Annotated in this window: 12 protein-coding genes; 6 read left to right on the top strand and 6 right to left on the bottom strand. The window is 62.7% G+C overall.

What is annotated here, in order from left to right:
• Positions 1–395: 395 nt before the first annotated feature.
• Entirely contained in the window at positions 396–995 is a 600-nt protein-coding gene (locus F758_RS0141610) for a hypothetical protein (protein WP_157450503.1), read from the top strand.
• A 792-nt stretch (positions 996–1,787) separates the two neighbouring features.
• Here the strand turns inward: F758_RS0141610 and F758_RS0141605 are convergent.
• The 6 genes from F758_RS0141605 to F758_RS0141580 all read right to left on the bottom strand — a co-directional run bounded on the left by F758_RS0141605 (position 1,788) and on the right by F758_RS0141580 (position 7,904).
• The gene (locus F758_RS0141605; protein ID WP_024513325.1) at positions 1,788–3,437 is read right to left on the bottom strand and encodes a PQQ-dependent sugar dehydrogenase family protein; all 1,650 of its coding nucleotides are present in this window, start codon (positions 3,435–3,437) and stop codon (positions 1,788–1,790) included.
• A gap of 94 nt (positions 3,438–3,531) precedes the next feature.
• On the bottom strand, positions 3,532–3,873 hold the full coding sequence (locus F758_RS0141600) for a c-type cytochrome (RefSeq protein ID WP_024513324.1): 342 nt from the start codon (positions 3,871–3,873) through the stop codon (positions 3,532–3,534).
• Positions 3,874–3,890: 17 nt separating this feature from the next.
• Complete coding sequence (locus F758_RS46005; RefSeq protein ID WP_157450501.1) at positions 3,891–4,553, bottom strand: EboA domain-containing protein; 663 nt, start codon at positions 4,551–4,553, stop codon at positions 3,891–3,893.
• A gap of 64 nt (positions 4,554–4,617) precedes the next feature.
• On the bottom strand, positions 4,618–5,493 hold the full coding sequence (locus F758_RS0141590) for a UbiA family prenyltransferase (protein WP_024513322.1): 876 nt from the start codon (positions 5,491–5,493) through the stop codon (positions 4,618–4,620).
• The gene (gene eboE, locus F758_RS0141585) at positions 5,493–6,698 is read right to left on the bottom strand and encodes a metabolite traffic protein EboE (protein ID WP_024513321.1); all 1,206 of its coding nucleotides are present in this window, start codon (positions 6,696–6,698) and stop codon (positions 5,493–5,495) included. Before eboE ends, F758_RS0141590 begins: the two co-directional genes overlap by 1 nt.
• Before the next feature lie 15 nt (positions 6,699–6,713).
• Positions 6,714–7,904, bottom strand: a complete 1,191-nt coding sequence (locus tag F758_RS0141580) for a 3-dehydroquinate synthase (protein ID WP_024513320.1) — start codon at positions 7,902–7,904, stop codon at positions 6,714–6,716.
• Positions 7,905–8,038: 134 nt separating this feature from the next.
• On the opposite strand from F758_RS0141580, the gene F758_RS0141575 reads away from it, so the two are divergent.
• The 5 genes from F758_RS0141575 to F758_RS0141555 all read left to right on the top strand — a co-directional run.
• Positions 8,039–9,412: an alkaline phosphatase family protein gene (locus tag F758_RS0141575; protein ID WP_024513319.1), complete on the top strand. Its 1,374-nt coding sequence runs from the start codon at positions 8,039–8,041 to the stop codon at positions 9,410–9,412.
• 295 nt (positions 9,413–9,707) lie between these two features.
• Positions 9,708–10,802, top strand: coding sequence for a TatD family hydrolase (locus tag F758_RS0141570; protein ID WP_245286765.1), 1,095 nt, complete (start codon positions 9,708–9,710; stop codon positions 10,800–10,802).
• A 297-nt stretch (positions 10,803–11,099) separates the two neighbouring features.
• The gene (locus F758_RS0141565; RefSeq protein WP_035725086.1) at positions 11,100–11,936 is read left to right on the top strand and encodes a hypothetical protein; all 837 of its coding nucleotides are present in this window, start codon (positions 11,100–11,102) and stop codon (positions 11,934–11,936) included.
• The gene (locus tag F758_RS0141560) at positions 11,887–12,627 is read left to right on the top strand and encodes a hypothetical protein (RefSeq protein ID WP_157450499.1); all 741 of its coding nucleotides are present in this window, start codon (positions 11,887–11,889) and stop codon (positions 12,625–12,627) included. Before F758_RS0141565 ends, F758_RS0141560 begins: the two co-directional genes overlap by 50 nt.
• 84 nt (positions 12,628–12,711) lie before the next feature.
• Positions 12,712–12,945, top strand: a 234-nt coding sequence (locus F758_RS0141555; RefSeq protein WP_024513315.1) for a transposase, incomplete at its 3' end; no start/stop codon positions are given.

Raw genomic sequence — 12,945 nt, 5'->3', positions numbered from 1 at the left:
CCCCCGGTTCTGACATCGCCTAATCCGCTTTCGACACTTCTGCAGCGGTTCGCTTGCGCTCGCCTCTCTCGACCGTGCCTGCCGGAATCTCGTCCCGGCGTTTCCGCAACGCTCACCACCACGGCTTTTGACCGCAGCAGCTTGCGGTGGCTTGAGATCAGCACCTGATTGCCGAACCCGAAGGGCCCTCCTTCATCTCTCGTACAGTTCCGCATCGCCGGTACTCATGGCGATGCTCGTGACGCACGACCCTTCTCGGACATCAGCGGCCTCCAAAGCTCTTTTCGATCTAGCTGCGAGGTCTTCAAAGTGACCAGATTAGGTCGCCACAATTGCTAGGATTCCAATCGTTGGAGTGGGCATACCTTGTCGAGCACCAAAGGGAGTGAAATCAGATGCTTATGTCTCGAGCTCTTTGGGTACCAATTGCAGCCGCACTCGTTGGTCTGCTGTTTTCCGCGCCAGCTTTGGCGCAGACGCATATCCGTGGCACGCTGACTACCGCGAAGGACGGAACGATCGACGTTCAAACCGTCAAAGGCGAAACTGTATCGATCAAACTCGCCAACGACGCTGGCCTTTTCCTGGTGACGAAGGCCGACATGAGCGCCATCCAGACTGGCAAGTTCGTCGGCGTCACGTCTTTCGAGGAGGACGGCAAGCGCGTCGCACGCGAGGTTCACGTGTTTGATGAATCTTTACGCGGTCTGGCCGAGGGGCACTATCCATGGGATCTTGAAGCCAAGCCAAACATGATGACCAACGCCAATATTTCTAAGGTCGAGGAGGTAGGAACGGACCGTGTGCTCATCCTTAACTACAAAGGCGGAGAACAGACGATCACCGTCCCAACGAGCGCGACGGTTGTCGCCTTTGACAGGGCGCCGGCCGACCAGCTCGCAGTTGGGCGCAAGGTCTTCATCGTTATGAAAAAGGACGGTTCGGAAGCCGCCGCGGTCGTGATCGGCGCGGAGGGTGTGAAGCCGCCGATGTGATGACGCAGTAGTCTCGGCGGAGCAATCGGCCTCACGGCTGATTGATCTATCGGCACACGGCGCTGGTCGCGAACTACTCGATCAATGTCGTGTTTCCAGCGATTGGGAAGGCGGAAGGTCCTTTATTGGACCCAAAGCTGCCGTCCAGTGAACGCGCGCATGATTGCCCGAGGACGATCAATCACGCGGAAAATGGGTGAGCGTTCGGTGCACGCCCATGGTCCAAGCCGCTACCTTCAACCGACCGCAATTGCCATCTCAGCCTCACTATGGGTGAGGTCGAATCCAAAGCGATTCGACGCTGAAATGTCGCTTCGATCCAGCTACTGATAATGATGACAGCCCAGACACGCTCGGGGCAATTGTCTTTGCGATCATGTCGATCTTGGCCGTTAGCGGCGCGGCCATCAACAAAAGCAGTCTGGAACCGTCTTGATCGATAGCAATCACACTCGGTTGACAGGCGCATACCGCCTGCCTGACGAGCTCGCGGAGAGAAGGGTGCCGAACTCGTTCCCCACGAGTGCCGAACTCTCTCCCACTAGTATCAAGCTGGTTGTTCATCGTTACGTTGTCAGCGGGAAAGCTCTCAGAGTTTTGCGCGGTCACGGCCTCGATTTAGCCGTGCGCCGACTACTTCGAGTCTAGCCCAATAAACAGACGTTTTCAGGGTCCGTCAGCATGTCACGCAGGGGGGGCAGGAACTCCCTCCCCCGCACGCGCCGGGCGCGGGGAGGGGCGTGTGCCCGAACCACAGTTCAATGCGTCGCACAGTTCAATGCGTCGCACAGTTCAATGCGTCGCTCCCGGCCCCTCGTATGATATCGTCCAGATCACGCCGGATTTTGGCACGGTGTAGAACGGCGGTGTCTTGTAGAAGTCGGTGAACACTTCGCCGTAATCCACCACATACATGGTGCGTCCATCATTGGCGAAGACGACCTTGTTCGGCCGCTCGAGACCGCCGCGATTCTCCGGTTTCTGATAGGCGTTGGGTCCGGGATCGATATTGTGGGCGAACTGGGTCCACTTTACCCCAGTCGGCTCGAGGAAGTCGATCCGCAGCACCACCGGCCAGGTTGGAATGAGGCTCTCCGGCCCGGTGTCGAGGATGCCGTAGACGGCACCGAACAGAGTGTTGTCGGCGCCGAAGCCGCGAGCGCTCCAGGAAATCCCGTCAATCGGATTGTTGGTATCCCATTCGAGCACCGGGTTGATGTAGCCATTCGGGTTCGGGTTTACGGCGATCAGTGGAACGCCGCGAACGCCGTCGACGTGGAACTGGAAGCGATATGGCGGCATTTTCGGCACGAACGGCTTGTCGCCGATATAGAGCTGCGAGTATGGCCGATCGGCGGCGTTGCCGCGGTAGGCCTCGAACCCGAAGCGCTTGTTGCTGACGAAGCCCATCCCCTCTTTGTCGGGGAAGCCGGCGTCCTGTCCTTTCTCGGTCACGATATAGAGCTTTTCAGCCCCATTGGCGATGCGACGATGGCCGAGGTCGTTGGCGCCGTTGTCGGAGACGGCGAGAGCGTTTTCCCATTTGGTGCCGCGCGGCCCGAAGGCGACACCGGACTGGTTGCGGAAGCCCATGGCATACACTTCCATTTTCTCATGCGGATAGATGCCGTCGGCGCCCGCGTCGGTCATCTTGACGCGCATGATGGAGCCGCCGCAGGGCACTTGCGCCTTGATCACCATGCCGGGCTTTGCCGGCACGCCAACCGGCAGCAGCGCCCCGGTCATGCGGCCATCCGAGGATTTGACGGTGAGGCCGGTGTGCACGATGTCGCGGCACACCGGATCATGCGGCGTAGTGCCATGGCCGTCCTGGTGCTTGACCCAGAACGGATCGTTCGGGATGTCCGTCCAGCCGTGATTGTCGGGATCGGCGAAGCCGCTGTTGCTCGGGAAGCCCAAAGCAAAATAGATGTAGCCATCCTTGCAGGTGATGCCGCCGTTACGGTGATCGCCGATCGGCAGGTCCTTGATGATCAGCTTGAGCTCGCCGTTGACGCCGTCCATTTCCCAAATCTTCTCACCGTATTCGGGAATGTAGGTCTTACCGTTCTCCGCGCAGTAGCCGATCTCGTTCATGACCGTCTTGAACGTGCCCTTGCCGACCTCGCGCAGGAGCTTTCCGTTCTTGTCGAAGATCTTGACATGCGCCGGGTCGATCTTGTCGGCCTCGGGGCTGCCCAGGAGAAGGCCGGAAATCGCCACCCACAGGTTGCCGTCCTTGTCGATTGTGGCAGACGACGGAGTATCGAGCCCGGCAGCAAACACGCCGACCTTATAGCCGGGCGGCACGACAATTTTGGTGGGGTCAGGCTTGAATGGCTCACGTTTCGCCCATGGGCCGCCCCGCTGCTCCTGTGCGCTCGCCTGCATCAGGCACATGAGCGCCGCTGCGGCCACCGTCATACTGAGGAACAACTTCATGACACTTCTCCCTTGGCTGACTTGGTTTCGATTCCCTCATCCTTCTAAGCGTGTTTGTTTTCCTGATTGTTTTGTTTCTGTTCGGATCGGTTCTTCATTGCGGCCCATCGGACAAGGGCAGGCTTCGGATGTACGCGATGACATCCGCGATGTCGTCCTTCGACAGGGTCGCCTTCCAGGAAGGCATGAATCCGCTCTTGCCCATCGCCTCGCCGCCCTCCGCGATCACCATGGCGAGGGAGGCATCATCGATCAGATCGATGTAGCCTTTCCGCGTCAGGGCTCCGACGTGAGGCATGAAGCCTTTGCCACCGCCGCGACCGTCGGTGCCGTGACACCCTGAGCAATAACGCTGGTAGAGGACCTCGCCGTGCTGGGCGTTTCCCGCAACGAGCGGCGTCGTCGAGAGGACGAGCCAGGCTATGATTGCAGTCAAGTGCCGACACATCCGTATCACCCACTGCCGATATACGCGTGAACCGCATCCGGCACGCTGCGGCCGGCCGCATGCCGTTCGGACACCAAATCACGGAGCATCTGCAGCAGCTCGGGGTTGCGACGCTGCTCGAGGCCGACGATGCTGTTGATCGGCGCTCCGGTGAACACGCATTTCACCACCATCTGATTCCAGGCGGCTCCATCAAAATAATCGAACGGATACGGGTTATGGCAGGCAATTGCCTCGAACACCGGTCCGATCGACGAGCGCACGCCTTCGCGTGCCCGGTCATGGAGCTGCCGGCCGGCCGGAAAGACCGCGAAACCCTTCAGATAGGCCACGTGCTCCGTGACCTCGGCGGTCGTGCACAGCCGGTCGATGCGCGCCGCAAAGGGCTGATCATCGCCGCGATAGGTGGCAATGAGGAGCGCGACGCGCGCCGCCTCGTCGGTACCCCACAGGCGCGGCTGCCAGCCGGCGCGCAGCCGCTGCGCTGCCAATTCATCGTCGGGGTCGAGTGTCAGATCGGTGCGGCCGACCTTGCGTCCCGCAATACCGAGGGCAAGCGCGAGCCGGCGCTCGTCGACAGCCATGCGCTGACGCTCGAGCTCGGCCGCGAGCCAGGCCATTGCTTCGGGCGCGAGCTGACGGGAAAACCAGCGCAGCAGAAGCGCCATGATCGATGCAGGTTCGGCACGGGTCGGGTCACGCGAATCCATTGCGGCCTCCATCGCTCTGGCGTCAGGTCCCCGCGATATATCGTTGCAGCAGGACGGTGGCCGCAAAGCCGGCAACCGCCAGCAGGGCCGGCGCGGTCGCACCGGCGCTCGCGATCAGTGCGGCATCAACCAGCGAGACGCCGGCAATAAGTGCGGCGACGGCACGCGAGACCGCTCCAGGCGCGGACCGTCGCGCCAGGAGGTAGACCGCAGCGCTTGTCCAGCCGATCAGGGCGATATAGATCGCGGCTGACAGTGGCCCCTGGGCGATTGCCGGCAATGCGATGATCATTGGTGCCGAAAGCACAGCGAGCGGCCACAGATTGCCCACGCGGTCGAGACTCTCCTGCCTGGCCGCGTAGGTCAGGCCGGCGATGTAGGCGAGAAGGGCAAGCGAAGCGATCACAACAAATTCGGGGATCGTGCCCGTCGTCGCAGCGGCGGCGCAGAGATACACCAGCATACGACAGGCCCCCATCATCACCGGTGCGACAGGATTGCCTTTGTGGAACAGATCGTAGGCGATGATGAGCGCGGCGAGCCCGACGCCGCAGATCGTGGCCGCCAAGCCGATCATGGCCAGCAGTGCGACGCCCGCGGCGAGCAGGCCGAACCCGATGGCCGCGACAAGGTCCGCCGTCACGTCTCCAGCCGGAATCGGCCGTCCCGGGCGCTCGTGCGCGTCGATGCCGCGATCGAAGTAATCGTTGAGATACATGCCCCCGACATAGAACAGCGACATCGCCACCAACACGATGCCGGTTCGGCCGTCGTGCCACGCACCACCAGCGAGCACTGCCCCGGTGAGAACGTTGGTCCACACCGTCGGCAGGTTTGACACCCGGCCAAGCGTCAGCAGAGCCGTCAGCGAGACGGGACGCTGTGCCGTCATCGCCATCAGGACAGCTCCTCCAGCACCCAGAGCATCTCGCGCGCGATCGCATCCGCCCGGCTCGACTGGCGCAGCTCAGGCGGCAGCACATCCCACGTGTAGGTTTCGACTTCGAGGTGGGGCGCGACAAAGGCCGACTTGGCGGCAGCAAGCGCCGCCTTCAGCGTCGGTTGCGTCGAATGAAAGCCCCCGGCGATCTCCAGGAACACGGGCACATGACAATGGATGCGCCACTCGCCGCCGGCTTTTCCGGCGCGCAGCGCTGCAAGCGCGGGCTCCAGGTCGACATAGCGGACCAGAGAGCCGTTCCGCCGCCGTTGTACGACCTGATGCAGGTAGACGCCGTCATTGAACGCCGTGAGCGTTTTTTCGGTGTTGGCATCGATCTCAGGCACGCGCAGCGCCGAGCTCAGCTGCAGCTTTCCGATCCGGATGCCGGCTCCCTCGAGCTGCGCAAAGGCGCGCGCCGGCTCCTCGAATTCCACCGCTCCATGGCAGACATCATAGCAGACGCCGAGATGACGCCGCAGCGCGTCGTGTGCGGCGGCGGGGGAGGTGCCTGTCTGATCCGCAACGATTGCGGCGCTGGCATTGGTATGGAGATGATCGCGAAAGAACGCGAGCGTTTCCTCGACGGTCTCAAGAAAGCAGCATGGCTCAGGCTCGAGGGCGAGCACGATCTCGCGGCCGGTTCGGCGCTGCAGCGAGACAAGCGTGGCAACGTGGCGAGCGAGCGCGTCGGCCATCGCCCTCGCAGCGTCCGGCCGCGCCGCCGCTACCGTCTTGAACGTCCCCGGGACGGTCGACACCGAGCCGACCATGCCCTCGGGCAGAAGCATCGCGAGGATCTCGGCGACGCGATCGGTGTAGCGCAGCCGCTCCGGCGTAAACCAATCAGGTTGATAAACGTCCTCCTTCACGCGGCGCCCATGGAATGGGCCGTAGGGGAACGCGTTGATGGTGAAGACGTAGAGATTTTCGCGGTCGAGGAACGCGCGAAACTCCTCGAGCACCGCCGGTACGCTCAAGGTCTCGGCGGCGATCCCGGAGAGCCGAAGGCCAAGACCGAATGCATTCTGCGGCGAGACCTTTGCCTTGATGTGGGGAACGTGAGCCTCGAGGCTCTGGCGCACCTCGTCCCAGCTCTCACCCGCATGGATATTTGTGCAGTAGGTCAGATGCACGTCACGAGCTGAATGAACGAGGTGCATGCATGCCGTCTCCAGTTAGCGGCCGCGTCCCTTGAGCCATTCGATGGCTCGCTCGATTAGTTCCTCGTCCATGGCATGGACCTCGACACCATGTCCGATCGCAGCAAGGAGCGTGACGGTCAGCTCGCCGCCCAGATGCTCCTGGAAATCGGCGATCCCCGCGATGACGCGCCGGTGGCCGCTCGCGTCCCTGAGGTCGAGTGCATCATCCCAGAGCGTGAATCCGAGCGCCTGTAGCAGTCGGACAATGCGCAGGTCCTCACCCTCCGGCAACAGGCCGGCGAGCACGGAATAGCGCGAGTCAAGCGCAATGCCGATCGCCACCGCCTCGCCATGGCGCAGGGCGTGGCGCGTCAGCGTCTCGAGCTTGTGAGCAGACCAGTGACCGAAGTCCAGGGGGCGCGCGGAGCCGCTCTCGAAAGGATCGCCGCCGCACGCGATCTGGCGCATATGAAGCCTCGCGCAATGCCGCACCAGCGTCTTGAGCGCGTTCGGCTCGAAAGCCGCGAGCACCGCGGCATCACGCTCGATCCAGTCAAAGAAGGCGCCATCGCGGATCAAGGCGACCTTGACGGCTTCGGCCATGCCGGCCCGCTTGTCGCGTGCCGGCAGCACGTCAAGGAAGGCCTGGTCGTTGATGACCGCGAAGGGCGGCGCAAAGGTTCCGAGCAGATTCTTGAGACCGAACGCATTGATCGCGTTCTTCACACCGACGCCAGAATCGCTTTGCGCGAGCACCGTGGTCGGGCAGCGGATGTGGCGCACGCCGCGATGAAATATCGCGGCGGCAAATCCCACCGCATCGAGCACGGCGCCGCCACCAACGGCGAGCGCATAGGACTGCCGATCGATATGCCGCGTCGAGAGCTCCTTGAGAACGGCTTCCACGCAATCGTGCTGGTTCTTGACCGCCTCGCCGCCCGGAATGACGACAATGTCTCCCACGAGCTCCATTGCGACGGCGTGTGCGGCGCCATAGTCGGCGATACGCCCGGCAAGCTGCGGCCATGCAAGTGTCACACCTTCGTCGATGAACACGGCGAGACGCTGAGGCCGGGCCGACGGGCCAGGCATCAGCACCTGACGAAGACACGGATTGCGCAGATCAAAAAGATCGCGCGTGAAATGGACTGGATAGTCGTATCTGATCGAGAACGTCTGCGCGAACGTTTCTGTTCGCGGGACGTCGAGTTCCGGGTCGAGCATCGATGCGCTCCTCCCATCGATGCGCGCGAGCAGTTGCAGCTTTCTTTACGGACGCATCGAAGAGTGTAGTCTTTATCGCCACGCGCGGCCTGTCAATTCCCCTCGACATCAAGAGACCCGAACACGGCGTGCCAATGCGGAAGACGGTTGTCATACTTGTGGTCGGCCTGACGCCAGGCCATCTCGGCCCCAATACGCCGCATCTGTCGGCCCTTGCGCGGGCCGGTGCTATGCGCCCCCTTGCCACGGTGACACCGGCGGTCACTTGCACGGTGCAGGCAACCTTCATGACCGGCAGCCTGCCGCGCGATCATGGCATCGTGGCCAATGGCTGGCTTTTTCGCGATCTGCTCGAAGTTTGGCTGTGGCGACAGTCGAACCGGCTTGTTGCCGGTGAGAAAGTCTGGGAGGCAGGTAAGCGGCGCGATCCCGGTTTCACCACCGCCAATCTGTTCTGGTGGTATAACATGGGTGCCAGTCATGAAATTGGCGTCACGCCTCGGCCGATCTACAAGTCGGACGGGCGCAAGATGCCTGACTGCTATGCGCAGCCCCAAGCGCTCCGTGAGGAGCTGACGCGCGAGCTTGGCGTCTTCCCCCTGTTCCAGTTCTGGGGGCCAGGCACCTCCATTGTGTCATCGCGCTGGATCGCCGATGCGGCCCTACATGTCAGGCGCACCCGAAACCCGACCCTGACGCTTATCTATCTGCCGCACCTCGATTACGACCTGCAGCGCCTTGGGCCCGACAATCCGCTGATCGCAAGAAGCCTCAAGGAGATCGATGCTGTCGCCGGCATGCTCATTGCCGATGCCGAGCGGGAGGGGGCGCGGGTGATCGTGCTGTCCGAGTACGGGATCACGGCCGTCAGCCTGCCGATCCACGTCAACAGAGCCTTGCGCCAGACGGGGCTCCTGGCGGTGCGCACCGAGGATGGTGGCGAGGTGCTCGATATCCCGCAGTCGCGGGCATTTGCGTTGGCCGATCATCAGATCGCCCATCTCTATATTTCGGAACCGACACTGATCGAGGACGTCCGTCGCATTGTTGCGGCGCTGCCAGGCGTTGAGGGCGTGTTCGACCGGCGCGAGCAGCACGCGCTCGGGCTCGATCACGCGCGCTCGGGCGAGCTCGTCGCGCTGGCGCGCCCCGATGCGTGGTTCACATATTACTACTGGGGCGACGATCGGCACGCTCCTGATTTCGCCCGCCTGGTCGAGATCCATCGCAAGCCCGGATACGATCCGGTCGAGCTCTTTCTTGACCCTGCCATCCGGTTTCCAGGGCTGGCGCTCGGTTGGCGCCTTGCCAAGCGGGCGCTCGGGATGCGCACCGTCATGGACGTGATCCCGCTCGATGCTACCCTTGTGCGCGGGTCCCATGGGCGCATGGTGGACGACCCGGCACGCGGTCCGCTGCTGATCTCGAGCGAGCCGAGCCTCGTGCCGGAGGGGCCGATCGCAGCGGCGGCGGTCAAGACGATCATCCTGGCGCACGTGTTCGACTGACGCCGACGCACAAAGGCGCCAGCACGCCGCCGATCCCGGCTATACGCCTGGTACGGCCGTCGATCGACCTATGCCGGATCGGCCAAATCCGGCAGCGTGGCAGACAGGCTTTGACTGACGACGGGCCCTCATCTTGCGTGTTCAAACGTCCCGGCTCATGCTAGGTTGTTATAAGGCAGCCAATGAAGGCGTGACCGAAACGATGCCTGGTCGTCACGCTGCAGAAGCAAACAAGAAGCAATAAGAAGCAATAAGAAGCAATAACAATAAGAAGCAATGAAAAGGGAGGAGCGGCATGTCCCAACAATTTACCGCCTCCGAAGGAGCCACAGGATCGAGTGAGGCGCGCGAGCGCTCTGAACTCCTTTGCCCATGCTGCGGTGCGCTTCTGTCGCTGCTAGGCCAGAACGGCACGATGCGGCTTGAGGCCGACACACAGGGATACGTGATGCCAGCTGCAGCCGGCACCATGTTCATCGATCCGCATGCGCATATGATCGCGCGCACCACCGCGGACTACGAGGCCATGGCGCGCGCCGGCGTGGTGGCGGTGATCGAGCCGGCGTTCTGGATCGGCCAGCCGCGGACCAATCTCGGCAGCTATGTGGACTATCTCTCCAGCATCATCGGCTTCGAAAAATTCCGCGCCGGTCAGTTCGGCATCCGTCACTATTGCTGCGTTGCGCTCAACCCGAAGGAGGCCAACAACGAGGCGCTGGCGGAAGCCGTCATGGAGGTGTTGCCGCACTTCGCCGCGAAGGAAAGCGTCGTCGCCATCGGCGAGCTCGGCTATGACGAGCAGACCGCCCTGGAAGACAAATATCTGCGCCAGCAGATCGAGCTCGCCAAGGAGGTCGATCTTCCCATTATGATCCATACGCCGCATCGCGACAAGAAACGCGGAACCTTGCGGACCATGGACGTGCTCAGCGAGCACCGGTTCGACCCGGGCCGTTGCGTGATCGACCATAATAATGAGGAGACCGTCCGCGAGGTGCTGGATCGCGGCTATTTTGCGGCATTCTCGATCTATCCGCAGACAAAGATGGGAAACGAGCGCATGACCGAGCTGGTCCGACAATTCGGACCCGAGCGCATCATTGTCGATTCTGCCTGCGACTGGGGCGTCTCCGACTCGCTTGCCGTGCCGAAGACCGCCGCGTTGATGGCACAACGCGGCATTCCGGCCGCCACGATCCGCAAGGTTACGTACGAGAATGCGCTGGCCGCCTATGGTCTCTCTGGCGTCATGAAGGAGCAGGATTGGCTCAATCCGGCACCCATCGACCAGCGCACGCTGTTTGAAGGCAACAGCGTGCTGCGTGGCGGCCAGGCCCCGCGCATTGAGGCGCCCGTCGGTCCGCTCTCCGGCAACTTGAAGATTGCCTGATCAAGCCCGCCGTCAGAGCGGGACGCAGCATCGTCAGCATGTCGTCAATCCGCCTGCGCGGCATCACCCCGTCGCGGCCTGACAATGAACGTCGCCGGAATCGGTAGCGTCCAGGCGTCATTGCTCCGGCCAGCCGAAACATCGAGTCAGGCTGCGGCATGATCAGCTCCATATTGGCGCCGAGCCAGATCGCGAGCAAAGCAGCCCCCGCCAACCGGACGCCGCGCATTTGGGAATTGGCGTCCGGTCGAAACCCTGCATAATGTGGCCGAGAATAGCCATCATAACGTGTACGCAATGACCGGAATCACCCCGAGCATCGTATCATTCCTCTTTCTCGGCTTCTTGCTCGGGATGCGACACGCGACCGACGCCGACCACGTGGTTGCCATTGCGACGATCGTCAGTCGCGAGCGCAGCATGGTGGGCTCGGTGCTGATCGGCGCGGCCTGGGGCGTGGGGCACACCATCACGGTCATGGCGGTCGGAGCGGCGATCATCGTGTTCGGGGTCGTCATTCCGCCACGGCTCGGCCTGTCGATGGACTTCGCCGTCGGCATCATGCTGGTCCTGCTCGGCGTTCTCACCCTGACAGGCATGGGCCGCGCGGCCGTCGCGGCCCACGTGCATGAGGGCGTCCCCGGCGGACATGCGCTCGACCATCACGAGCACCTGCATACGCATGGCGACTACGTGCACCGGCACCCGCACGGTCACGGCCCCGGCGCGCACGGGCACGCCGAGGAGGACACTCCGCTGGCACGGCTCGACCGCAGCGGGCTCGGTCGGCTCGCTTTGTATGAGTGGCTGCGACCCTTCGCCGTCGGCCTCATGCACGGCCTGGCAGGATCTGCCGCCGTCGCCCTGATAGTCCTGTCCATCATCCGCGAACCGATGGCCGCGCTCGGCTATCTGCTGCTGTTCGGGCTCGGCACGGTCGTCGGAATGATGCTGATCACGCTGGTCCTGACGGCGCCTTTCGCGTTCACAGCGGTCAATCTTCCGAAATTCAATTGGCGGCTCCGCGTGTTATCGGGTCTGGTCAGCTTCGTCTTCGGGGTGATCCTGATCTACGGCTTCGGCTTTGCCGACGGCGGCCTGTTCAGCGACGCGCCGGCCTGGGAGCCCCGTTGACCCGGCGGACGGCTTGGTGTCAGCGGCAAGCCATGAGCGCGCGCAGGTCTGCTTCGCCGCCGTACCAGTTGACCGCCGGGAACCGAGGAATAAAGTCTGGCAATTACAAAACGGAGGATGCGCCATTCAGACGATCGGCATGCTCGGTGCGCGGTCGTTGTTGCTGACCGGCGTCGTTCTGGCGCTCGCGGCAACCGCAGGTGCTGCGTGGCTGCATGAGATGCGGCCGCAGTCGGTGGTGCAACCGGCGGCGCAAACAGGCGCGCGAGCCGACAAACCCCAACCGCCGGCATTGACAGCGGACGAAGAACGGTTCGCGACGGCCTTGTGGGTCGTCCACCGGGAGGCGACTCGCTCGGCGGTCGCGATGAGCTTTGCCGGCATCGCCTATCAAACCGAGAATCATGATGCGCGCGTGCTCGCGCGAAGCATCGAGCCGCTGGCGAAATTCTTTCATGATGCTGAAATTGAGGTCCGCGCTATGGGCCCGCCGCCTTCGCTGTCAAGGACGCATGAGCGGTACGCCGAGGCAATGGCGCTCTACGCCAACGCTGCAGCCGAGATGCTGAAATTCACTGAGGACGGCGACGTGCAGCGTCTCGACGTCGCCCACGGGCTGGATGTGAGAGCCTCGGAAGACGTGCTGCGCGTCGGCGAAGTGCTGTGGCCGGGACAATACAAGCCGCATTAGTTCTACTGAGTCAGAAAGTCACAGTGTTGGCCCGCAATGAATCCGGTACTTGGGGGAGGTTGCGATCAGCGGAAGGGACTGAGGATGGCTCGCGGGGGGTTGAAGAGCAGCGAATCGCGATTTGCCGCTTATGTCGATGGCCTGGTGAGCGTGATTGGGCACAAGGATCGAGCGCAGCCGCTTCGGGACTATTGCGCGGGGCTGATGCTGCCTTGTGAGCGCAAGAGCGTCGAGCCGATTGCAGCCGTGACGGCGCCTGGGCGGGTGGCGGCTCAGCATCAATCGCTGCTGCATTTTGTTGGCGAAGGACGCTGGTCG

Origin of the sequence: Bradyrhizobium sp. ARR65 (assembly GCF_000472385.1) — a bacterium.
In the GTDB taxonomy this organism is placed as follows: Bacteria; Pseudomonadota; Alphaproteobacteria; order Rhizobiales; family Xanthobacteraceae; genus Bradyrhizobium.
The sequence above is the reverse complement of the archived record's forward strand: the minus strand, read 5'-3'. Positions and strand labels throughout refer to the sequence as shown.